The following is a 22,577-nucleotide window of genomic DNA, read 5'->3' on the forward strand; positions in this document are numbered from 1 at the left end:
CTCGCGGGTCAGCGCGCGACGAGCCGCCCACCCGTGAATGCTGCCGTCGCGTCGAGGATCGTCTGCATCGGCACGTCGATTGCTGCGCCGCCGATGCTGAAGCCTTGCGTCGAAAGGCGGGGGAACATCTTCGGCGTGATCGTCGTCTGCACTCCGGCGCTGTCACGCGTCACGCCCTCGTAGATCCGAAAGGTCGCGATGTCGTGGCGGCCGCGAGTTCTGACGTCGACAGACGAGACCGTTTCCCACGGGAGCACGAGCAGTCCCTGCGTCGTATTCGCGGTCAATCCCGTCGCATCCAGCGTGAGCACCGGGCCCGCGGAGACCCTCTTCGCGACCTTGCCCGCCACACGCAACGCCAAGTAGCCCTGGTAAAGAGCGACGATCAGAAAGATGAACCCCGCCACCAGCCCATAGCCCACCCCCGTAGTTGCCCCGACCACCGCGCCTGACAGCACGGCGGAGATGGCGCAGAAGACGGCCATGCCCGATGCGAAGGCAAGCGGAACGCGAAAGGCCTTCTTCACGCCTTCGAGATCGGTGCCCACGACGAGGGGCGGAAGCACAGCGGCATCAGTCATATGCCCAGTATCGTGGCTGCCGGGGCAACCACCAACGAACGGATTCGCATGATCATCTTCGGAACTCGCGGCTGGGCCACCGTGCTCGCCATGTTCACCTACCTCTGCGCGAACTGCCAGCGCCCGGCGGCCCAGCGCATCGTGAAGCGTCAGCGCTGGTTCACGCTGTTCTTCATTCCCACGTTCCCATTCCACATCTCGCGCTACCAGCAGTGCGTCAACTGCGGCGTCGAGACTCCTCTCACCAAGGAGCAGGCCGAGAGCGCCGTATCGTTCGCCGAGCAGATCCAACCTCGGCCCCAGCAGCCCCAGGAGACCGCGCCAACGCAGCAGCAACCGGCCATCGACGGCCCGGCGCAGCCCATGATCTGAGCCCGGCCCGCGTCGCCGCCGAAGGGCAGCTAGATGCGCACCAGCATCTTGCCCACGTTCTCTCCACGCATGAGGCCGAGGAACGCATCGACAGCATGGTCGATTCCGTCGACGACCGTCTCGTCGAAGACGACCTCGCCGTTCTGCAGCCACGGACCCATCTCGGCGTAGAACGCCGGGGCGTGCTCTGCATAATTGCCGACGGTGAAGCCCTTCATCGTGAGCCCGCGCGTGACGAGGTTCGACATGTTTCGCGGCCCGGCCACGGGCTCGGTGGTGTTGTAAGCCGAGATCGCGCCGCAGAGTGCCGCGCGCCCGCCGTCGTTGAAGGAGTTGAGGGCGGCCTCGAGGTGGTCGCCGCCGACGTTGTCGAAGAACACGTCGATCCCCTCGGTGGCGAGAGAGGCGAGCTGCTCACGCACAGGGCCGTCCTTGTAGTTCAGCGCGGCGTCGTACCCGTACTTCGAAGTGAGCAAGGCGACCTTCTCGGCCGACCCCGCGGAGCCGATCACGCGCCTCGCACCCTTCAGCCGAGCGATCTGGCCCACGGCCGTTCCCACGGCTCCGGCCGCGCCCGACACGAAGACGGTGTCGCCCTGCTTCAGCTTCGCGATCTCGGTGAGTCCGACATAGGCAGTGAGCCCCGTCATACCGAGCATGCCCAGGTAGACCGACGATGCGAGCCCGGGTATCTCCTCCACCACCCGGAATCCGGCGGCGTCTTCCTGAACCACGTCGCGCCAGCCGAACGCGTGCACCACAAGCGCACCCACGGGCACGTCGTCAGACGCCGACTCGATGACGCGGCCGACGGCGCCGCCCAGCATCGTCGCATCCAGTTCATAGGGGGCGACGTAGCTCTTCACATCGTTCATACGCCCGCGCATGTAGGGATCGACCGACATGAACTCGTTCTTGACACGCACCTGGCCCGGCTGGAGCGCTCCGAGTTCGACCGTGACGGTGCGAAAGTCGGATGCCTTCGGCCAGCCGACGGGGCGGGCGGCGAGCTGGATCTGGGTGCTGGTGGCGATGGTGTCGGCGGTCATATCGGTAGTGCCTTTCGTTGCGTAATCGTGCATCGAATTTACTGTACCGTTCGTTTCAGTAAGATTCCCGAGAGTCACCACCCCGTCATGCCACGAGGGGATCAGCCCCGTGTGCTGGCCCGAATCACGAGCTCCGGCTGGAAGACGACATGATGCGGCGGCGCGTCCGGGTTCTCGACCTCGGCGAGCAGGATCTCGACCGCGGTCTTTCCGATCAGCGCGCTCGGCTGACGAATCGAAGACAGCGGCACAACGGCGGCACTCGCGAAGTCGATGTCGTCATAGCCGATGAGCGCGATCTGCCCTGGAACAGACACGCCTGCTCCCTGCATGGCGAACGCCTGCAGCAGCCCCATCGACACCAGGTCATTCGCCGCGAAGATCGCGTCGGGCCGCTCGTCGGGCGAGCGCCCGACGATGTCGGCCCCAGCTGCCCGGCCTGCCAAGACGCTCAGCGCGTCGATCTCGATGACCTCGAGCGAGACATCCGGATGCGACGCGACGGCCGCGCGGGCGCCCTCGAGTCGGTCGGCCACCTGGCGGATGCCCATCGGTCCGCCAACGAAGGCGAGCCGACGGCGACCCAGCGACATGAGGTGCTCGACCGCGAGTCTGCCGCCCGCGAGGTCATCGACCGCCACCGAGCTGAATGGGCCGTCGGGGCTCGATCTGTCGACGAGCACGGCGGGGATGCCGCGCTGCTTGAGCCGCGTGAGCCGTTCGGTGATGTCGGCATACGCCGAGATGACCACTCCGTAGACGCGCTGCTGCTCGAACAGATCGAGATAGGTGGCCTCGCGCTGCGGATTCTCGTCGCTGTTACCGAGAGTCACCGTCAGCCCCGAGCCGGCGGCCTCGTCTTCGGCCCCGCGCGCCAGATCGGTGAAGAACGGGTTTCGCACGTCGAGAACCACCATGCCGATGGTACGACTGCGGCCGTTGCGCAACTGCCGAGCGGCATCGTTGCGAATGAAACCGAGTTCGTCGATCGCCCGCTGAACGCGTTCGACAGCCGCCGGCGATACCTTCTCGGGGTGGTTCAATACGTTCGACACCGTGCCCACAGAGACACCCGCCCGCAGGGCGACATCCCGAACACTCGACGCCGACATGGTTCCACCCTAGAGGCCTGATGGTCGCGCCTTGTGAATCCATTCATCGTCGCTTAGTCTTGGCGATGTTGAATCGATTCAAAGAAGAACGGAAAAACTCATGGTGCAGTTCAGTGACATCGCCGCCCAGCTCGAGGGGCAGTCCATCGAACTGCCGTCGTGGGCATTCGGCAACTCGGGCACGCGATTCCGCGTCTTCGGAACCCCGGGCACGGCTCGCAACCCCGAAGAGAAGATCGCCGACGCGGCCCAGGTCAACAAGTACACCGGGCTGTCACCCAAGGTGGCCATCCACATTCCGTGGGACAAGGTCGACGACTACGCAGCCCTCGGCGCCTACGCCAACGACCTCGGCGTCGAGCTCGGAACCGTGAACTCGAACACCTTCCAAGACGAGGACTACAAGTTCGGATCACTGACCTCGTCGAACCCGGCCGTGCGGCAGAAGGCCATCGACCACCACTTCGAGTGCATCGACATCATGCATGCGACGGGCTCGAAAGACCTCAAGATCTGGCTCGCAGACGGCACGAATTACCCCGGGCAAGACGACATTCGCGGGCGCCAGGATCGCCTCGCGGAGTCGCTGCAGACCATCTATGACCGCATTGGCTCAGATCAGCGGCTGGTGCTCGAATACAAGTTCTTCGAGCCGGCGTTCTATCACACCGACGTTCCCGACTGGGGAACGAGCTACGCCCAGGTCGCAGCCCTCGGCGAGCGCGCCCTGGTCTGCCTCGACACCGGACACCACGCACCCGGCACCAACATCGAGTTCATCGTCGCCCAGCTGCTGCGCCTCGGAAAGCTCGGTTCGTTCGACTTCAACTCGCGCTTCTACGCCGACGACGACCTGATCGTGGGCGCGGCCGACCCGTTCCAGCTGTTCCGCATCCTCTACGAGGTCATCCGCGGCGGAGGCTACGGACCCGACTCGGTCGTGGCTTTTATGCTCGACCAGTGCCACAACATCGAGGCCAAGATCGCCGGCCAGATGCGCTCGGTGCTCAATGTGCAGGAGATGACGGCGCGCGCGCTGCTCGTCGATCGCCAGGCACTCACTGCGGCACAGGAGTCCAACGACGTGCTCGGCGCCAACGCCGTTCTGATGGACGCCTTCTACACGGATGTCCGCGGGCCGCTCGCGTCGTGGCGCGAGTCTCGCGGTCTTCCGGCCGACCCGATCGCCGCTTTCCAGGCATCCGGTTACCAGGAGAAGATCTCGGCTGAGCGCGTCGGCGCCCAGGCCAGCTGGGGCGCATAGCGAAGGCATCTGCGCTGGTCGAGTAGCGAGGCACGAGCGTATCGAGACCATCACCGGGGTGATCTCGATACGCCGGCTCCTTCGTCGCGCGGCTACTCGATCAGCGCACTCGCGCGGCTACTCGAACAGCGCAGATCAGCGCGACTCTTTCGGGTGTCGGGGGAATAGAGCAGAGTGGTCACAGGTTCTCCCGACGAAGCGAATTCCGTGAGCCATCGCTGGCGCTTCCCATTCTTCTCTTCTCAGCCCTGGAGTTCTCGTGACTGATCGCCTCGCACCGCCCACAGACTCCATGCCGGCGGTCTCACCGTCGTCGGCTCCCGACGCACCCGCATCCCCCTGGGCCGAAGACCCGGCGCTCGCCGGTCGCAACCGACTCGTCATCTCTCTGCTGCTCGTCTCGGCCTTCGTCGTGATTCTCAACGAGACGATCATGAGCGTGGCCCTGCCCGTGCTCATGAAAGACCTCGACATCGCCGCGGAGGCGGCTCAGTGGCTGACGACCGCGTTCATGCTCACGATGGCCGTGGTCATTCCGATCACCGGCTTCCTGCTGCAGAGGTTCAACACGCGCCCGGTCTTCCTCGCTGCCATGGCGCTCTTCAGCGCGGGCACGTTCATCTCGGCGATGGCGCCCGGATTCGAGATTCTCCTCGCGGGCCGTGTCATCCAGGCCAGCGGAACGGCCATCATGATGCCGCTGCTGATGACCACGGTGCTCAACCTGGTTCCCCCAGCAACCCGCGGTCGCACGATGGGCAATATCTCGATCGTCATCTCGGTCGCGCCGGCCATCGGCCCCACGATCTCGGGCCTCATCCTCAGCGTTCTCGACTGGCGTTGGATGTTCTGGATCGTTCTGCCCATCGCCGTCGGTTCGCTGGTGCTCGGCTTCCTCAAGATCCCCAACGTCACCGAGCCGCGCAAGGCTCCCATCGACGTCTTCTCGGTCATCCTCTCGGCATTCGCGTTCGGCGGTCTCGTCTACGGCCTCAGCTCGATCGGTGGCCACGGCGCAAGCGAGGGCGGAATGCCCACCTGGCTGCCGCTCGTCGTCGGCGTCGTCGCACTGGCCGCGTTCATTCTTCGCCAGGTCTTGCTGGCCCGTCGAGAGAAGGCGCTGCTCGACCTCCGGGTCTTCCGCTCGCCGACGTTCTCGGTGGCCATCGCCATGCTCGCAATCAGCATGATGGCCCTGTTCGGCACGCTCATCATCCTGCCCCTGTACACGCAGAACGTTCTCGGTCTCAACACCCTGTCGACGGGCCTGCTACTGCTGCCGGGCGGACTGCTGATGGGCATCCTGGCGCCCTTCGTCGGGCGCATCTACGACCGCTTCGGCCCGAGGGTGCTGCTGATTCCGGGGTCGATCATCGTGAGCGCGGCCTTCTGGGGCATGACCCTGTTCACTGCCACCACGGCCTGGGGCTGGGTACTTGCCGCCCACGTCACCATGAGCCTCGGCCTCGCGCTGCTGTTCACTCCCCTGTTCACCGCGGGCCTGGCATCACTCACCCCGAAGCTCTACTCGCACGGCAGCGCCGTGGTCGGCACCGTTCAGCAGCTCGCCGGAGCGGCAGGAACCGCGTTGTTCGTCTCGGTGATGACGGCGCAGGCGCTCACCCTTTCGGGCGGCAGCGCTCCGACCGCGGTCGACACGGCCGGAGGCATCCACTCGGCGATCATGTACGGTGCGTTCATCTCTCTCGCAGCCATCGCGATCTCGTTCTTCGTGAAGGCGCCCGCTCAGCCCTCCGCCGAGGGTGTTCACGACGCGATGCCCGCGGGCCACTAGGAGCGAAGCGCCCACCGGCTGAGCGTTTGTTTCCAGGGCTCCGCTCAGCGAGGCAGCATTCGCACCCGAGCTGCGGCTGCGCGCTCCTGCGTTCGGGTCAGAGTCTGCTGCCCGGCAGGCCGGATGACGTAGCCGGTCACCGGGTCGACCTGGTCGAGGTCTGGCCGAAGCGTGCGGCTCAGCGTGTAACCCGCTGCATGTTCGGCCTCCTGGCGCCGTCGAAAGTCCGCCCTTCGGTACCAGGCGATGCTGCGCGAGTGCCTGCCGGCCAGTAGCGGATATCGGGCAGGAACAGGCTCGCCTGTGCCTGTTCCCCAGACCGGCGTACCCGCAGCTCCCTCGCCGCGAAGCTCAGATATCGGCTGTGGCAGCACCTCCGGATCTTCACCGCCCGAGACGATCTGTCGCGCCCGCAGCACCGCCCATTCGGATGCCGGCAATTCGGGGCCGCCGGCATCCAGTAGCCGCGCCGCCGAACGTGCCCTCCTCTGCTCGCGACGCGTGAGCGCACGCTCGCCAGCACGTCGGATCACGATGGAGGTTGCGGGGTCCAGCTGATCGACCTGAACAGGGCCGAAGCGCGAAAGCGTGTAGCCGGCCTCGAGCTCCTTTAGGGTGAGAATCTTCGCCGCCCTACCGCGGGTGACTGCGACGAGAATGGCGGCGCCGCTCGCGATCACACCGACGAGGCCTGGAATTCGCATGACGTCGGAGCCTTGCACCTGAGACGCGATGAACACCACGATGCCGCCCACGAAAAGCACGCCGACGATTGCTCTCCAGACGGATTGGGTTCGTGTCGACGCCGCCCCGTAGACCGGTTCACGGCGCTCGATGCCGCCCAGGAGTTCGTCGGCCGTGCGGCTCGGTAGGTCACGGTCGGCCGCCAGTTTCTTGCGAGTCGGGTCGAACTCGGGCACCTCCTCGCGCATCAGATCCCTCGAATTCAGCCGCGCGGTGGGCGTGCCGCGCAGTACGTTCACCTCCCGTGCGACCCCCAAGGTATCGAGCGACGAACTCTCGGCGTTGAGACTCGCGATGCTGACCGACGGCGGGTATACGAGCAGAGGAATCGTCACCGAGTGGGCGGTGATCGTGATCGCCTCCCGCATGACCAATGAGCGGGGGGCGATCGCGAATATCTCCTTGAAAAGCGAGCGACGCTGGAACTGGGGCACCGTTATGGCGGCCAGACCGACGCGGTCTACCTCCGACCACGGTATGAATGCCCGGCAATCAGCAGCGATGTCGGGGGCAGTGGGTACGGTCAAGTCATAGAGCCTGACTCCGTCGCCGTCGAACACCACCTGAAACGGGTCTCCGAGTCCGCGAAGCCGACCGCCGTACCCCGCCTCCCAGAGCCGGATGAGCGTCTGCTCCGACGCCGTCGCATGCAGGTGGATGTCACGCGGTCGCGATTCCTCTGTCGATCCTGCGGCCATGCCTCATTATCTCCGAAGCGCCATCGCGCTGCTTCGTGCGTCAAGGCGCCTGCGCTCGTTCCCAGACGAGTGATGTCGAGGTCGATCTTTTCGCTCGACGGGTGATGTGGGCGGCGCCGAGGCATCGGTAGCTTTCACAGTGAGAAATAAGGAGGAATCCGCATGCTCGATCACCGATCGACACCGCATGCGGTCACAGCGCCGTGACCCAGATCGATGTCGGCCCGCACGCCGACGGAAGGTCACGCCCCGTCTTCGAGGTCGGCTCCGGCTTCGGCTCCGGTGAATCGGAGCCCGCACTCGACACTCCCTCACGGCGACCCGCGCTGATCGCGCGCGAGAACGAGATCGCCGCCATCCGGAATGCCGTCAAGGCTGCCTCCCGAACCGGCTCGACCCTCCTCGTCTCAGGTGACGCGGGGCTCGGCAAGACCTCACTGGCATTCGCTGCTGTGGAGTACGCCCGTTGGGCGGGCCTCGACGTTCTGCAGGCATCCGGTGTTCAGGCAGAGGAGGACGTGCCCTACGCGACGCTGCACCAGCTCCTCCACGTGCTGCGCGACCGTGTTGCCGACCTTCCGCCGCCGCAGCGTCAGGCCCTGCAGTCGGCCTTCGGCGAAAGCCAGGAGTCGCCGAGCATCTTCCTCGCCAGTGTCGCCGTGCTCACCCTCCTCTCTGAACGCGCGACGTCGGCCGGCCTCCTGATCGTGATCGAAGACATCCATTGGGTCGACCCCGCGACGCGCGCCGTCGTGAGTTTTCTGGCCCGTCGAATGGCGGCCGAGCCGATACTCCTGATTCTGACGGCCCGTCCGTCACGGATCGCCGATGAGCTGGCAGACAGCCCCGATGTGCAGCACATCAGCCTCGAGCCGCTCGATGAACCGCAGGCGCGTCGACTCCTTGCCGAGCGTCGCGGCCCCATGGCCGCGGCGGTTCAGGAACGCGTTCTGACCGAGGCACTCGGAAACCCCCTCGCTCTCATCGAGCTGAGTTCCGTCGCCGACCGCATCGGCGAGATCTCTGCGGCATCGACGCCTCTCACGAAGAGGCTGGAGAGTGCGTTCGCCCACCGGCTGCTCGATCTGTCGTCGATCGAGCGATCCGTGGTTCTCGTGGCGGCGGTCACCGCGGAGCACCGCCAATCCGAGATTCTCGCCGCCACCTCCCGTCTGGTAGGCGAAGATGTCGACGCGCAGACGATCGACTCCCTGATACTGCTCGATCTTCTGCATCGCTCACGTGGCGAGGTCACCTTCCGCCATCCCCTCGTACGCTCCGCGGTCGTGCAGACCGCGACCCCCGCGGAACGCGCGAGGGCGCATCGAGCGGTCGCATCGCTTCTGCCCGTGGGCACAGACAGGCAGCTGTGGCACCTGGCAGTGGTTGCCGATCTGCCCGACGAGAAACTCGCCGACGCTCTCGAGCAGAGTGCGGCACGGGTACACGAAGCGGGCGACGCGGTCACCGCAATGACCGCGTTCCGGCGCGCGGCCGAACTCAGCCCTCATCTCGAAGATCGGGCGCGGCGCAACTATCGTTCGGCGGCTATCGCGATCCGCCTGCAACAGCTCACCGAGGCTCAGCAGCTGATCGACGAGATCGGCCACCAGACCACCGACCCGGGCCTTCTCGCTCGAGTGGCGTGGCTTCGGCAGTCGATCCCGGGCAGTGAGCTGCAGACAGGGCAGTTCGACGCCACCATCCGAATCGCCGATGAGCTGCACCGTGCGGGCCGCACGGAGCATGCAGTGACGGTGTTGATGACGGTCGGCCGTCAGATCTGGCCGACCGTCGCCGAGGGACCCTTCTGGCGCAGCATGCTCGAGCACACTCTCGGCTACGGACTCGACGTGCTCGATCCGCGTGTTCTGTGGATGAAAGCTCACGGCTCTCCCGGCACCGCTTCACAGGAGGTTCGGCAGGCGCTCGAGTCGATCGATCCTGACAGCGGCTTCACGGTGCACCAGCTGAACATGCTGGCCGATGCGTCGACGATGGTCGGCGACGTGCAGAGGGTCGATTCCTTTATGCGTCCGACGATCGAGGGGCTGCGCCGCGAGGGCCAGTTGCCACTGCTCTCGATGGCGCTGCTGACGGATTCGGCGGTTCAGAGCCTCACTGGGCGGTTCCGCCTGATGCGAAGCACGGCAGACGAGGCCCAGCGCCTCGCCGACGAGGCACAGCAGCCATTCCTCGGCATAGCGGGCTATCTGCATGGCCAGATTGCGCGTGCGACGCTGGGCGAGCCGCTCGCGATCGAACGGCTGCGGGAGCTGTATCCGGCCTCCGCCGCTGTGCTGGATAGGAACCCCTACCGCCAGATGATGATGCTGACGCAGGGCATCTCTGATGCCGGAGAGGGGCGACACCTCGACGCCTATGTTCGCCTGCGGCCCTTGGTCGACCAGAACGAGCCGGGCTTTCAGTGGGCCTGGGGGCTTCTCTTCGCCTTCCCTCACTACGTCGACGCCGCAGCCCGTTCGGGTCATCACGCCGAGGCGCGCGAGCGGGTGGCCGAGGTAGAAGCGCGCACGGGACTGGCCGAGTCCGAGAACCTCCGCTCGCAACTCGCTGTGGCGCGCGCGCTGCTGGGGGCGGGCGACGGCGACGTCAGCGCCGATTCCGATGCGGCCTTCCGCATAGCCATCGACGCGACATCGAATGTGCTGCCGTATTGGCGCGCCAGATCGATGCTCGCCTACGGCGAGCGCCTGCGCCGCCAGCGTCGCATCACCGAGGCGAGAGAGCAGCTGCGACAGGCGCGGGCCGAATTCGACCGGATGCATGTGGTGCGGTGGGCGACCGTGGCGCGGAACGAGCTCGAGGCGGCCGGAGAGCACAGCCCCCGTCGCCCCGTCGATCCCGGGTCGCTGCTGACCCCGCAGGAGGAGCGTGTTGCGTCGCAGGCCGCAGAAGGCTTGACCAACAAGGAGATCGCAGAGCGACTGTTCTTATCACCGCGCACGGTCGCGACCCACCTGCACGCGGTCTTCCGCAAGCTCGAGATCACGTCACGATCGGAGCTCAAGAACATCAACGACTGAACTGAGGACACCCTGCCAGGGCTACCCTCGTGCGAACCACCGTTGCGCTTCATGAGCGACAATCGGGAGGTGTCTTCTGCCCAAAATCCTCCCGGCGCTGGGCACGGTGCGACGAACCCCCGACTGACGGGCTCCGACAGCGTTCTGTTCTCCACCCCATTGCGTGGGCGCGAGCAATTCGCAGAACAACTCGCCGACGCCGCGAAATCGGTCGAGGCGGGCAACTCGCGGGTCATCATCCTGCGTGGCATTCCAGGCGTCGGCAAGACGCGATTGCTCGGTGAGGTACTGGCAGAGGCGTCCCGGCGAGGCTGGAAGACCGTGACAGCGACCACCGAACCCGACTCGAACCTCATTCCGCTCGGATCGCTGCTCGATGCGGTCGCCCGCACGAGTCCGCCGCTGCTGACCAAGACGCACATCCAGGCACTCGCTGGCGAACCGGATGCGCGGTACTGGCTGGTGCAGGCGCTACGCGACGCGTTGGAGACGGCGACGAAGACTCAGCCGGTCGCCATAGTCATCGACGATATGCACTGGCTCGATGCCGCATCGCTTGCCGTACTCCGGTCGCTCCTGCCTCGGGTGGCCGATCTGCCCCTGCTCTGGGCCTTATCGGTGCGGTCGGGCGAGCACGGCGCACCGGTCAGCCGAACCATGACCGAACTGGCGAAGACGGCGACGGTCGTCGACGTGGCAGCGCTGAGCGACTCCGCCGTCGACGACATCGTGACCGACATCGTCGGTGCACCGCCTGGGGCCACGTTGTCGGCGATCATGCAGCGCACCGAGAACGTGCCTCTGCTCGTGATCGAGCTTCTGCAGGGCTTGATGGAGGAGAACCTCGTCACGACCAGGTCCGGCGAAGCGTACGCCCTCGGAGGCTCGGAACTGCCCGAGCGGTTCGGCGCCTCGATCCGAGAGCGCATCATGCATCTGTCGCAGCCGGCCCGAACCCTGGTGCAGATCGCTGCCGTGCTCGGCCACGGATTCACCATCCAGAACGCGGCGACGCTTCGCGGGCGCACAGCCGCCGAACTCGTCGAGCCCCTTGCCGAGGCCGTGGCAGCGCACATCATCACCGATGGCACCGAACTGGCCTTTCGGCACGACGCGATCAGGGATACCGCACTCGGCATGCTGCCCGACGACCTTCGATCGCAGCTTCAGCGTGATGCCTGGCGCGTGCGCATTGCCGCGGGTGAACCCGTGCTCGCCGTCGCGGCAACGGTCGCGCAGACCGCCCTGGCAGCCGATGACGACGCGATAGCGCTGTTGCACGATGCCGCGCTTGAGCTGGTCGCAACCGACGCGTCGAGTGCCGCCGAACTCGCCGAACGCGCGATCGAGCTGATGGCTTCGGAGCCCCGCTTCGCCCAGCTCGCCGTCGACCTCGTTCCCGTGCTCTACGCCGGGGGCAAGGCGACGGCGGCCAGGTCGACGGCCGCCGCGGTCTTCTCCGCTCTGCCCGTCGACAGCGAAGCGCATCTGCTTCTCTCGATCGCACGACTCGAGACCGAATCGTCATTCGAGGAAGCGATCAGAACCTGCGACAGAGCGCTCGCGCTCGAGGGCGTGCCCGACGATGTTCGCGCCAACCTCTACGCCGTCAAGGCACTCAACTACGCGAACATCGGTCGGTTCGTCGAGCTCGCCGACACTCTGGCGCTGGCGACGACTGCGGCGACAGCAGCCGAGGAGTACGCCGCGCTCGCAACAGTCGAGGCCACCGAATCCGTGCTCCGCTTCTACGAGAATCGGTTCGGCGAGGCCTATCGGCTCATCACGAGCGCCGAGCAACGGATCGCGATCTCGCCCGGGCGCACCCCGTCGCACTGGCTGCCCGAGGGCCTGTGGCGCGCGTTCCTCAGCAACTCCCTCGGTGATGGCGAGTCAGCACTCCGGATCGCCGACAACAACCTCGCGGAGACGACCCGGCGACGAGAAGCGCCGGCGATGGCGTTCTGGATGATGCTCCGCTCTCGGGTACTGCTCGATCTCGGCAGGCTCGACGACGCCAAGACCCAGGCCGAGGCCGTGCTGGCCATCGCCCAAGATCTGCAGCTCGGCGACTTTGCCGATGCGACCGCAGGCTACGTCGTCTTTCGCGTCGCGCTCTACCAGGGCGACAGCGCCGAGATCGGTCGCAATCGGGACTTTGTGCGAGCGATGTCCGACGGGCCCGGTCTCTTCAAAGTCGGCCGTTGGTTGTCTGCCATCGCGGCAGACGACGTGGGCGACCACATCGGCGCGCTCGCGTTCACGAACGATGCTTTCGCGACCCTTCGGGATCCGATCCCCTCGATGACGACGCCCGCCGACTTCGGGGACGACATCGACCTCGTACGCATCTCGATGCGCGCGGGTGCAGTCGATCGCCTGGCGACGATCCTCGACGTCGTCGAGGCCCGCGCCGTCGCGAATCCGGGCAATGCGCTCGCCGTCGGCATCCATCACCATGCACGGGGCCTGATCGAGAACTCGAGCGACGAGCTACGGCATGCCGCAGCGGCGCTGCGCGAAGCGGGGCGGCCGCTTGTGCTCGTCTGCGCGCTCGAGGATCTCGGCGCGGCCCTGGCATCGACAGATGTCGACTCCGCTACCGCAGCCTGGTCAGAGGCACTCGGCATCGCAGAACGCTGCGGCGCACTGCGCGACGCGGGCCGTCTGCGTCGGCACCTGCGCGGCATCGGCGTTGTGCGCCGGCCTCCCACCTCGACCACGCCATCGGGTCTCACGACTCGCGAGTTACAGGTGGTCGAGCGACTGGCCGAGGGCCGCACCACCAACCAGATCGCGGACGACCTGTTCCTCTCGCCCCACACGGTGATCACGCACATCAGGCATGCCTCGACCAAGTGGAATGTGAGTTCGCGCCGCGGCCTCGTCGAACGGTTCAAATCGCAGAGCTGAGTACTGCACAAGGGCACGACGCAGACTAAGCATCTGCGCGGCCCGATCTACGTCACGGTGACCGATGCCGGTCGGGGCATGTGCTTTCTACCGTGAAGACATGAGTTCTGATCCGACGATCGTCCTCGTTCACGGGGCCTTTGCAGACGCGTCCAGTTGGGCGCCCGTCACCCGACGGCTGCTCGATCTGGGGTACTCGGTTCTGGTTCCCGCCGTGCCGAACAGGGGCCTGGATTCGGACGCCGCCTATGTGCGATCGATCGTCGAGCAGATCGATGGTCGGGCGCTGCTGGTCGGCCACTCCTATGGCGGCGCCGTGATCACGGTGGTGGGTGAGGCAGAGAACGTCGTCGGGCTCGTGTACGTGTCGGCATACGCCCCGGATGTCGGCGAAAGCGTGGGTCAGTTACAGGCCGCTTTCCCCGATCCCGAGCTCGCCGCCAATCTCGTCTACACGTACTTTCCGAGCGGAGGCACGGAACCCGGCATGGACGTCTCGGTCGACATTGACGCGTTCCCCCGAGTTCTCGCGGTCGGTGTGCCCGACGATGTCGCCGAGGTTCTCGCCGTCTCGCAGCGACCCCTCGCGGCAGTGGCATTCGGCGACATCGCCACGAGCGCCGCGTGGCGCACGCGACCCGTTTGGGGCCTCGTCTCCTCGAAGGACCGCTCCATCAATCCCGATCTGCAGCGCTTCGTATATGCCAGGGCCCGCGCTCATCGCGTGATCGAAGTGGATGCTCCCCACCTCGTGATGCAGACGAACCCCGGCGAGGTCGCAGCCCTCGTCAGAGAAGCCGTCGAGTCCGTCGGCTGACAACCGATCTTCTCCTTGCGAAACCAACAATCCAGCACCGTGACGAAAGGAACCGAGCCCATGGCTACCCAGAATCAGACAGAGACTCCCCCTCGCTACACCGACGTTCCCATCGGCATCGATGCAACCGGAAAGCGCACCGAGTTCGACAGCATGGGCACCGTCGATGTGCCGGCCGAGCGTTATTGGGGAGCGCAGACCCAGCGTTCGCTGCAGCACTTCTCGATCGGCCACGATCACATGCCGATCGAGGTATATCGCGCCTACGGCGTCGTGAAGAAGGCCGCGGCTCTGGTGAACGAAGAGGCCGGACGCCTGCCCGGCTGGAAGGCAAAGGTCATCGTTCAGGCCGCCGACGAGACGATCGACGGCAAGCTCGACGACGAGTTCCCGCTCTACGTCTGGCAGACCGGTTCTGGCACCCAGAGCAACATGAACATCAACGAGGTTCTCTCGAACCGCGGCATCCAACTGCTCGGCGGAACGCTCGGCAGCCAGGTTCCCATCGGCCCGAACGACGATGTCAACATGGGCCAGTCGAGCAACGACTCGTTCCCCACCGCCATGCACATCGCCGCGATTACTGAGCTCGACGAACGTCTGCTGCCCCGTCTTCGCGAACTGCACGCCGAGATCGCGGCCAAGGCGAAGAAGTGGATGGACGTCGTGAAGATCGGGCGCACCCACTTGGAAGACGCCGTGCCGCTGACGGTCGGCCAGGAGTGGTCGGGCTACGCCGCGCAGATCGAGGAGTGCATCCGCGAGATCGAGCACAGCCGCGAAGGCCTCCTGCGCCTGGCCCTAGGTGGCACCGCCGTCGGAACGGGACTCAACGCCCCGGCGGGCTTCTCTGAGAAGGTCGCCGCGAAGATCGCGGAACTCACGGGCAAGAAGTTCGTGACCGCGCCGAACAAGTTCGAGGCGCAGGGCTCTCTCGACGCCATGGTGCGCGCGCACGCCGCCCTCCGCGGGGTAGCCGTGTCGCTGATGAAGATCGCGAACGACATGCGCTGGCTCGCATCCGGCCCGCGAACCGGATTCGCCGAACTCGTGCTGCCGTCGAACGAGCCGGGCTCATCCATCATGCCGGGCAAGGTCAACCCGACCCAGTGCGAGGCGATCGTCATGATCTCGATCCAGGTGATCGGCGACGACGCCGCCGTGGCATTCGCCGGGTCGCAGGGCAACTTCGAGCTCAACGCGATGCGCCCGATCATCATCAACAATTTCCTGCACTCCGCCCGCATTCTGGGCGACGGAGTCGAGAAGTTCTTGACCTATTCGGTGAAGGGCACCGAGCTGAACGAGAAGAAGATCGCGTCGTATGTGGGCGAGAGCCTCATGCTCGTCACGGCCCTCAGCCCTGTCATCGGCTACCAGAAGTCGGCGCACATCGCCGAGGCCGCGCTCGCCAACGATCAGACTCTGCGCGAGGCCGCCCTGGCCTCCGGTGAGGTCACGGCTGAGCAGTTCGACAAGATCGTGAATCCCGCAGCCCTGACCGGCTCGGGCGTCGGAGGCGCCTGATGGTCGCGCGGCGCGGAGTCGACGCCGCCTCCGCGCCGCGCCCCTCCTCGGAGGCGGCGTCGGCCGGGGCCGCCGACGGTGAGCAGTTTCTGGTGGATGCGATCGCCGCGCTGCACGGAAACGGCGCGAGTTCCGAGAGATCCATCGAACGCGCTGCCCAGCTCGAACCGGCACTGGGAGTGAAGGGTCGACTCGACCTGGGCTGGAACACATCGTCGATCGACCTGGAAGCGCGCACGCCCAATGGTGTCGATACGGCCGTTGGCGGCCCACTCGACCAGCGGAGGACGACACTGCGCTTCGCTACCACGCCGTCTGCCGTCGCCATGAACCGAGTACTCGCCGTCGACCGCGCAATCAACGAGTTCTCATCGAGCACGACGACGCTGGCGACAGCCCGCAAGGCCGTCGCACGGGCTGCAGCCCTCAAACCGTCGAACATCTTTCTGTTCGCCGCGGCCTGCGCCGTCGGCGCCAGCTGCCTGGCGATCATCTTCGGCATCCACCATGGAGAGACCGTTCTGCTCATCGCTGCTAGCTCCGTTGCGGGAGCATTTCTGCGCCGCGGCATCGGCCGCCTGGGCGGTTCGAACTTCTGGCAGGTGGGCGTCGCAGCATTGCTCGCCGGTCTGCTCGGGGCGATAGCCACCAACAGCGATATCAGTTCGTCGCTGCGGCTCGCCGCCGTCTGTCCCTGCATGATTCTGGTGCCGGGTCCGCACCTGCTCAACGGTTCCCTCGATCTCGCGGCCCTCCGCATCCCGCTCGGTCTGGCTCGACTCACGTTCGCGACCCTTACGCTGCTCTCCATCGCCGCCGGCCTGCTCGCCGGCCTGACCCTCGGCGGGGCGGAGCTGGTCGTCGATCCAGCGGGCCGCGACATCCCGCTCTGGCTCGACGCCGGCGCCGCTGGGATCGTGGCCGTCTGCTACGGCATCTTCTACTCCGCTCCCCTGCGCATCCTCATCTGGCCGTTCGTCGTCGGGGCCGCCGTGCATGCCCTTCGGTGGGTCGCACTCGACATCTGGCACCTCGAGTCCTACGTGGGCGCCGGGTTGGCCTGCCTCGCTGCCGCAACGATCCTTCTTCCGGTATCCCGCCGATTCCAGCTTCCGTTCTCGGCGATCGGCTTCGCCAGCGTCGTCTCCCTGATGCCGGGAGTGCTGATCTTCCGCTCGCTCGCAGGGCTCGCTCAGCTGCAGACAGCGACAGGAACGACCGCCGAACACCTGCTCGTCTCGACGATCAACGACGCGAACGTCGCGTGGCTCACGATCTTCGCCATGGCGATCGGATTCATCCTGCCTGCGGGCGTCTACGGCTGGATCCGGCACCGCTCAACGCGAAGCCACTCAGCGCCGACATCGAAGGAGACTGCCCGATGAATACCCCGCCGCCTATCCCGGCGACGACGCGCGCTCTCTCGCCGGCATCTGCATCCTCGAGCGTCGCCCTGCCGGCGGCCCTCAGCCTGCTCGCCGGAGCGACCGACGTGACCAGTTGGCTTCTGCTGGGAGGCTTCTTCTCGGCCCACGTCACCGGCAACCTCGTCGTGATCGCCGCCGATGTCGTTGCGGGCCGTGCGCCGGGTGTGGCATCGGTTCTCGCCATCCCGGTCTTCGTGCTGATCACGGCCGCGGCGACGATCGCATCACGTCGGTTGGTTCTGCATGGCATGTCAGCGCAGACGCTCACGACGGTGCTGCTGGGCGCGCAGACCCTGCTACTCGTGCTGGCCGCCACACTGTCGTTTGCCACGCGAGCGTCGGAGGATCCCACCCAGCCTCTCGCTGTCATCATCGGTCTCTGCGCGGTGTGCGCCATGGCTACACAGAACGCGTTCCTGCATCTGGTTCCACCGAAGGCGGCCTCAACCGCCGTCATGACGGGCAATCTCGTGGCGGGCACGATCGCCCTCGTCGACCTCGTGCTCAGCCGGGGCGCATCGGGATCGGCCCGCTCCCGCTGGCACAGCGCCTGGCCACTGCTCACGGGCTTCGTCGGTGGATGCCTGATCGGCGCGGCCGGGGCCGTCGCGTTCAGCGATCGCGCGTCCCTGATCCCAGCGGTACTAGCCTGCGTTCTCTTCTTCGTCGTACTGTCGAGGCGTTCGAACCCGGCCCGTGAAAAACCCAGTACTGATCAGCCGAAAGAAGGACGTTCATGACCACTCCGCTCATCACGCTCGATGTTCCCTACGGCACGGGTTCAGACCCGATGCACCTGCTCGATATCTACGAAGACCCCGACCGCACAGACGACGCGACCCGCGCGGCGATCATCCTCGTGCACGGCGGCGGCTGGTTTCGCGGCGACAAAGCCAAGGAGAAGACGCTGGCCAGCTTCTTGGTCGAGGCCGGGTACCTGGTCTTCGTGCCCAATTACCGCCTCGCGCCCGACCACATCTTTCCCGCAGGTCGCGAGGATGTGCTGGCGGCCGCCGAGTGGGCGCGCGCGTCTCAGCACGCCTTCGATCGCGCACGCGTGGCCTTCTTCGGCGGTTCGGCCGGCGGCAATCTGGTGGTCGAGGCCGCGATAACCACCGGATGCCCCGCCGTGAGCTGGTCGGGAATCTTCGATCTCGCCGGCATCATCTCGGCCACCGATGCGACGGCCGCCGAGCCGACGACGCAGGATCTCGATGCCATGCGCAGCGCCGACATCAACCAGACCGGCCGCGACGACGCCTTCCTCCGCTGGGTGATCCTCCAGGAGGTCGGCGGCGACCGCTCGGCCCTCGCCGCGGCATCCACCACGCCGCGAGTGACCGAGACGACCGGGCCCGTGTACCTGGCCAACTCGCTCGCCGAGTTCGTGCCGGTCTCGGATGCCGCCGCGCTGCAGAACGCACTGTCGTCGGCCGGAGTCGCGAGCACTCTGCAGCTGGTTCCCGGAACGCATCACGCCGAGGGCTACCTGCAGCAGGCATTGCACGGCTCGCTCGCATTCCTCGCCGACGCGCTGCGCCGACCAGATTCGAAGGGATCTCCGTCATGACGACCACCGCCCACACGACGCCGTCTGCTCCGGCAGTGCAGACGCAGCGACTCGTGTCCTTCCTCGTAGATGGAGCCCGCCTGACCATCCGTCGTGTCGAGGAGTTCGACGGGTCTGGTCCGGCGGGGATAGCCGTGTCGTGGACGGTCGACGACTTGGATGCGTCTGTCGGCGACTCGACGGACCGCGGCGCTGTCGTTCATCGCGGTCCGCAGTGAGCGTCGGGACAGCAGCATCCAGACCGCCCGGGCCCCTGGCGCCGCTCGCCGTCACCATCTTCCGGTGGCTCTGGATCGCCGACGTCGTCAGCAACATCGGCGGCTGGATGCAAACGGTCGGCGCGCAGTGGTTTCTCGTCGAAGACCACGCCTCGCCCGCCGTCATCGCTCTCGTCTCGACCGCCTCAGCGGCACCCGTTCTTCTGTTCGGCATCCCGGCCGGCGTGCTCGGCGAATTCGCGAACAAGCGGCACCTGCTCATCGGCGTGCAATCGGCCCAGGCGCTGGTGGCCGCGGGGCTCGCCGTGCTCACCGCCATCGGGGCGATGACACCGACCTTGCTGTTGGCCTTCACCTTTGCGCTCGGCGTCGCGTCGGCCGTGCAGCTGCCCGCCTATCAGGCATTCGTTCCCGGCGTCGTTCCAAAGCCGCTCATCGGCGAGGCCGCATCGCTCTCGTCGATCGGTGTCAACGTCGCCCGAGCCATCGGACCGGCGATCGCCGGCGTCGTGATCGGCTCCTGGGGCATCCCCTTCGTCTTCGCTCTCAACGCGCTGAGCTTCGCCGGCCTGCTTCTCGTGCTGATTCTGTTCAAGGGCTACAAACAGCCGACCGCCGACCGGGAGCCGTTCATGTCGGCGACCCGAGCGGGCCTGCGTTACGTGCTGCACGCCGCCGTCGTTCGGCGCATCTACTTTCAGCTGCTCATCTTCATCGTGCCGGCCAACGCACTCTGGGCTCTGCTGCCGGTGCTTGCCAGCAGCCGACTGTCGCTCGACTCCAACGGCTACGGAATCCTGCTCGCGGCTCTGGGCGTAGGGTCGATCGGCGGCGCTTTCATCATTCCCAAAGCGCGCGCTGCTCTGGGAACCAACCGGCTCATCGTCGTGACGAGCGCCGCCTACGGCATCGGAATCGCAGCGACCGCGCTGTCGCAGGCACTGTGGATCACCCTGCCGGTGCTCGTTCTCGTCGGCCTGTCGTGGATCGGCGTGATCGCCACCCTGAACGGCACGGTTCAGGCGTTCCTGCCCGGATGGGTGCGCACGCGGGGCCTCTCGGTCTATCAACTGGTGCTCTTCGGCGGAACGGCATTCGGCGCGGCGATCATCGGCGCTCTCGGAGGGATCTTCGGCACCGCTCACACCATGGCCGTCGCGGGAATCGTCGTGGTCGTCGGCGCAGCCATGCTGCTCATCTGGCCTCTGCATCCCACCGCCGACAAGAGCCGTGCCGCATTGCCCATGCCTCTCACCGATGTGCCGCCGGTCGCCACGCCTCTGCCGGGTGATGACGACGCGAATCCCGACGATGCGGCTGCCGCCGCGGATGTAACCGCCACTCCGGCCGTCAATCACGAACTCGACCCGGCCGGCGCCACGCTCGTCATCGTGCGCTACGAGATCGCAGACCGCGATCGAGCGGCGTTCCTCTCCGCGATGCGCACGCTCGAGCAGAGCAGGCGCCGCACCGGAGCCCGCTCGTGGGATGTCTACGACGACCGCGAGCGCCCTGGCTTCCTCGTCGAGGCATTCCACGTCGGCTCGTGGCAAGAGCACCTCAGCCAGCACCACAACCGCACCACCGGCTACGACACCGAAATCGTCGAGGCGGCACGCACACTCTCCGCCTCGCCCCCGACGGTCGAGCACCTCGTCTCGGCCGCCCTCCCGCACCACCCTCACACCACGACTAAGTAAGGAACACACCATGGCAACCACACCCACCATCGTTCTCGTGCACGGCGCCTTCGCCGACGCCGGCAGCTGGGCACCCGTCACACTCGAACTGCTGAACCAGGGCTACACCGTCCTGGTTCCCCCGGTCTTCAACCGCAGCCTCATCGGCGACTCCGCCTACATCAGGTCGTTCGTCGAGCAGATCGACGGACCGGTGATTCTCGCGGGACACTCCTACGGCGGAGCCGTGATCACCGTCGCCGGCGTCGCCGAGAACGTGGTCGGCCTCGTGTATGTGTCGGGCTACGCACTCGATGAGGGAGAGAGTCTCGGCCAGCTGCAGGGCGGCTTCCCCGACTCCGAGCTCGCTGCGAACCTCGTGTACTCGCCCTACCCCATCGAGGGCGCGGAGCCGGGAACGGACGTCTCGGTGAAGATCGACGCCTTCCCCGAGGTCTTCGCGGCCGGGGTTCCTGAAGACACCGCACGCATGCTCGCAGTAGGCCAGCGCCCGCTCGCGGCCGTCGCGTTCTCCGAGGCCGCCCCCGTCGCCGCCTGGAAGACGAAGCCCAGCTGGGGCATCGTCTCGAGCGCCGATCACACCATCAACCCCGATGTCGAGCGCTTCGGCTACAAGCGAGCCGGCGCCCGAAAGGTCATCGAGCTCGATGCGCCGCACCTCGTGATGCAGACCAACCCCTCCGAGGTCGCGAAGTTCATCACCGACGCCATCGACGAACTGGGCTAGTCCTCGAGGCGAGGCCGCTGCGCATCCACACCACTTGGCGGTAATCGACCCACACCTCGGCGTTGAGGTCGATTACTGCCATCTGCGTTCCGGCGCACGAGGCCCACCTGTCGCAGATCGACCTACCGAGCGACTTTTGGGTCGATATGCGCCAAGCCGAGGGCGGTGCACCCCCGGGATCGATGGTTGGCACATCCGCCGTGTTACTTTATGTGAGTTCCAAGCTCCAGCTCACACGGAAGGCAACTATGGCGACCACGCGCAGTTTCGGCGCCGAGGCTCGCCGCGACGCGCTTCTCGCCACGCTCAGGGCTGAGGGCGGCGTGCGCCTCGAGGCCGCGGCCCAGCAGCTCGGCGTGAGCGTCATGACCGTGCGGCGCGACCTCGACGAGCTGGATGCGGCGGGCCTGGCAAGACGGGTGCGCGGCGGCGCCGTGCCCGCGATCAGCGCGCGGCCGTTCAGTGAGCGCCGAAGCGCCGGGCGCGCAGCAAAGACGCGCATCGCTGAGAAGGCCTCCTCTCTCCTCCCCGGCGCGGGGTCCATCGCGGTCGACGCATCCACCACCGCCGGAGGCCTTGCCGCCCATCTCGCGCCGACCGGCCCGCTGACCATCGCGACCAACAGCTACGAGAACTTCGCCGCACTCAACGCGAACAAAGACCTCTCGCCGGTTCTCGTCGGGGGCGAGCTCGATGACCGCACGGGCAGTTTCGTGGGACTCATCGCCTGCCAAGCCGCCCAAGCCATGCTCTACAGCAGATTCTTCGCCTCGGCCTACTCGCTCGATGCAGACAACGGCAGCTCCGAAGTATCGCTCGCCGAGAGCCAGGTGAAGCGCGCTTTCGCGGAGCGCGCTCGCGAGATCGTTCTGCTGGTCGACTCGTCGAAGCTGGGCCAACAGGCCCTCGCCGTGGGCTTCGCGTGGAGCGAGATCGGAATCCTCGTGACGGAGCTCGACCCGTCCGACGCGGCTCTCGACCCCTACAGGGATCTCGTAGAACTCCTCTGACCCGCC

General features: G+C 66.4%; 18 protein-coding genes. 14 read left to right on the forward strand and 4 right to left on the reverse strand.

Annotated features, from left to right (window positions below; translation table 11 throughout):
* Window positions 1-8: 8 nt before the first annotated feature.
* A complete protein-coding gene (locus B9Y86_RS04350; protein ID WP_085483240.1) occupies window positions 9-581 on the reverse strand; it encodes a hypothetical protein in 573 nt (190 codons plus the stop codon).
* A gap of 48 nt (window positions 582-629) precedes the next feature.
* Here B9Y86_RS04350 and B9Y86_RS04355 point away from each other — a divergent pair, with 48 nt between their 5' ends.
* Window positions 630-953 carry a zinc-ribbon domain-containing protein gene (locus B9Y86_RS04355; protein WP_085483798.1) on the forward strand — a complete coding sequence of 108 codons (324 nt, stop codon included), beginning with the start codon at window positions 630-632 and terminating at the stop codon, window positions 951-953.
* Window positions 954-982: 29 nt separating this feature from the next.
* Here the strand turns inward: B9Y86_RS04355 and B9Y86_RS04360 are convergent, their stop codons facing one another.
* Both B9Y86_RS04360 and B9Y86_RS04365 read right to left on the reverse strand, forming a co-directional pair.
* Window positions 983-2,002: an NADP-dependent oxidoreductase gene (locus B9Y86_RS04360; protein WP_217809161.1), complete on the reverse strand. Its 1,020-nt coding sequence runs from the start codon at window positions 2,000-2,002 to the stop codon at window positions 983-985.
* Window positions 2,003-2,103: 101 nt separating this feature from the next.
* Window positions 2,104-3,114, reverse strand: a complete 1,011-nt coding sequence (locus B9Y86_RS04365) for a LacI family DNA-binding transcriptional regulator (RefSeq protein WP_085483242.1) — start codon at window positions 3,112-3,114, stop codon at window positions 2,104-2,106.
* A gap of 100 nt (window positions 3,115-3,214) precedes the next feature.
* Here B9Y86_RS04365 and rhaI point away from each other — a divergent pair, with 100 nt between their 5' ends.
* Complete coding sequence (gene rhaI, locus B9Y86_RS04370) at window positions 3,215-4,378, forward strand: L-rhamnose isomerase (protein WP_085483244.1); 1,164 nt, start codon at window positions 3,215-3,217, stop codon at window positions 4,376-4,378.
* Window positions 4,379-4,670: 292 nt separating this feature from the next.
* A complete protein-coding gene (locus tag B9Y86_RS04375; protein ID WP_085483802.1) occupies window positions 4,671-6,173 on the forward strand; it encodes a DHA2 family efflux MFS transporter permease subunit in 1,503 nt (500 codons plus the stop codon).
* A 44-nt stretch (window positions 6,174-6,217) separates the two neighbouring features.
* Here B9Y86_RS04375 and B9Y86_RS04380 read toward each other — a convergent pair whose 3' ends face one another.
* The gene (locus B9Y86_RS04380; protein WP_085483246.1) at window positions 6,218-7,615 is read right to left on the reverse strand and encodes a hypothetical protein; all 1,398 of its coding nucleotides are present in this window, start codon (window positions 7,613-7,615) and stop codon (window positions 6,218-6,220) included.
* Window positions 7,616-7,818: 203 nt separating this feature from the next.
* Here B9Y86_RS04380 and B9Y86_RS04385 point away from each other — a divergent pair, with 203 nt between their 5' ends.
* From B9Y86_RS04385 to B9Y86_RS04430, 11 genes are all read left to right on the forward strand, one after another.
* Complete coding sequence (locus B9Y86_RS04385; protein ID WP_085483248.1) at window positions 7,819-10,662, forward strand: ATP-binding protein; 2,844 nt, start codon at window positions 7,819-7,821, stop codon at window positions 10,660-10,662.
* A gap of 69 nt (window positions 10,663-10,731) precedes the next feature.
* Window positions 10,732-13,575 carry an ATP-binding protein gene (locus B9Y86_RS04390; RefSeq protein WP_176223251.1) on the forward strand — a complete coding sequence of 948 codons (2,844 nt, stop codon included), beginning with the start codon at window positions 10,732-10,734 and terminating at the stop codon, window positions 13,573-13,575.
* A gap of 100 nt (window positions 13,576-13,675) precedes the next feature.
* A complete protein-coding gene (locus B9Y86_RS04395) occupies window positions 13,676-14,392 on the forward strand; it encodes an alpha/beta fold hydrolase (RefSeq protein ID WP_085483252.1) in 717 nt (238 codons plus the stop codon).
* A gap of 60 nt (window positions 14,393-14,452) precedes the next feature.
* Window positions 14,453-15,919: a class II fumarate hydratase gene (fumC, locus tag B9Y86_RS04400; RefSeq protein ID WP_085483254.1), complete on the forward strand. Its 1,467-nt coding sequence runs from the start codon at window positions 14,453-14,455 to the stop codon at window positions 15,917-15,919.
* Window positions 15,919-17,304: a threonine/serine exporter family protein gene (locus B9Y86_RS04405; RefSeq protein WP_085483256.1), complete on the forward strand. Its 1,386-nt coding sequence runs from the start codon at window positions 15,919-15,921 to the stop codon at window positions 17,302-17,304. The genes fumC and B9Y86_RS04405 overlap by 1 nt, the downstream gene beginning before the upstream one ends.
* Window positions 17,301-18,086: a YoaK family protein gene (locus B9Y86_RS04410; RefSeq protein ID WP_085483258.1), complete on the forward strand. Its 786-nt coding sequence runs from the start codon at window positions 17,301-17,303 to the stop codon at window positions 18,084-18,086. The genes B9Y86_RS04405 and B9Y86_RS04410 overlap by 4 nt, the downstream gene beginning before the upstream one ends.
* Window positions 18,083-18,916: an alpha/beta hydrolase gene (locus tag B9Y86_RS04415; RefSeq protein WP_085483260.1), complete on the forward strand. Its 834-nt coding sequence runs from the start codon at window positions 18,083-18,085 to the stop codon at window positions 18,914-18,916. The genes B9Y86_RS04410 and B9Y86_RS04415 overlap by 4 nt, the downstream gene beginning before the upstream one ends.
* Window positions 18,913-19,134 (forward strand): VOC family protein, encoded by a 222-nt coding sequence (locus tag B9Y86_RS17480; RefSeq protein ID WP_176223252.1) that lies wholly within the window; start codon window positions 18,913-18,915, stop codon window positions 19,132-19,134. Before B9Y86_RS04415 ends, B9Y86_RS17480 begins: the two co-directional genes overlap by 4 nt.
* Window positions 19,131-20,834, forward strand: coding sequence for an MFS transporter (locus B9Y86_RS04420; RefSeq protein WP_176223253.1), 1,704 nt, complete (start codon window positions 19,131-19,133; stop codon window positions 20,832-20,834). Before B9Y86_RS17480 ends, B9Y86_RS04420 begins: the two co-directional genes overlap by 4 nt.
* 10 nt (window positions 20,835-20,844) lie before the next feature.
* Entirely contained in the window at window positions 20,845-21,561 is a 717-nt protein-coding gene (locus B9Y86_RS04425; RefSeq protein ID WP_085483264.1) for an alpha/beta fold hydrolase, read from the forward strand.
* A gap of 248 nt (window positions 21,562-21,809) precedes the next feature.
* A complete protein-coding gene (locus tag B9Y86_RS04430) occupies window positions 21,810-22,571 on the forward strand; it encodes a DeoR/GlpR family DNA-binding transcription regulator (protein WP_085483266.1) in 762 nt (253 codons plus the stop codon).
* The last annotated feature ends 6 nt before the right edge of the window (window positions 22,572-22,577 follow it).

The sequence above is a fragment of the Agreia pratensis genome (genome assembly GCF_900177685.1).
GTDB lineage: Bacteria > Actinomycetota > Actinomycetes > Actinomycetales > Microbacteriaceae > Agreia > Agreia pratensis.

Bases quoted from the DNA above. Each gene is read 5' to 3' on its own strand.
- fumC (WP_085483254.1), top strand. From the start codon at position 14,453: ATGGCTACCCAGAATCAGACAGAGACTCCCCCTCGCTACACCGACGTT.
- B9Y86_RS04360 (WP_217809161.1), bottom strand. From the start codon at position 2,002: ATGACCGCCGACACCATCGCCACCAGCACCCAGATCCAGCTCGCCGCC.
- rhaI (WP_085483244.1), top strand. From the start codon at position 3,215: ATGGTGCAGTTCAGTGACATCGCCGCCCAGCTCGAGGGGCAGTCCATC.
- B9Y86_RS04430 (WP_085483266.1), top strand. From the start codon at position 21,810: ATGGCGACCACGCGCAGTTTCGGCGCCGAGGCTCGCCGCGACGCGCTT.
- B9Y86_RS04365 (WP_085483242.1), bottom strand. From the start codon at position 3,114: ATGTCGGCGTCGAGTGTTCGGGATGTCGCCCTGCGGGCGGGTGTCTCT.
- B9Y86_RS04355 (WP_085483798.1), top strand. From the start codon at position 630: ATGATCATCTTCGGAACTCGCGGCTGGGCCACCGTGCTCGCCATGTTC.
- B9Y86_RS04425 (WP_085483264.1), top strand. From the start codon at position 20,845: ATGGCAACCACACCCACCATCGTTCTCGTGCACGGCGCCTTCGCCGAC.
- B9Y86_RS04380 (WP_085483246.1), bottom strand. From the start codon at position 7,615: ATGGCCGCAGGATCGACAGAGGAATCGCGACCGCGTGACATCCACCTG.
- B9Y86_RS04350 (WP_085483240.1), bottom strand. From the start codon at position 581: ATGACTGATGCCGCTGTGCTTCCGCCCCTCGTCGTGGGCACCGATCTC.
- B9Y86_RS04405 (WP_085483256.1), top strand. From the start codon at position 15,919: ATGGTCGCGCGGCGCGGAGTCGACGCCGCCTCCGCGCCGCGCCCCTCC.
- B9Y86_RS04415 (WP_085483260.1), top strand. From the start codon at position 18,083: ATGACCACTCCGCTCATCACGCTCGATGTTCCCTACGGCACGGGTTCA.
- B9Y86_RS04395 (WP_085483252.1), top strand. From the start codon at position 13,676: ATGAGTTCTGATCCGACGATCGTCCTCGTTCACGGGGCCTTTGCAGAC.
- B9Y86_RS04375 (WP_085483802.1), top strand. From the start codon at position 4,671: ATGCCGGCGGTCTCACCGTCGTCGGCTCCCGACGCACCCGCATCCCCC.
- B9Y86_RS04410 (WP_085483258.1), top strand. From the start codon at position 17,301: ATGAATACCCCGCCGCCTATCCCGGCGACGACGCGCGCTCTCTCGCCG.
- B9Y86_RS17480 (WP_176223252.1), top strand. From the start codon at position 18,913: ATGACGACCACCGCCCACACGACGCCGTCTGCTCCGGCAGTGCAGACG.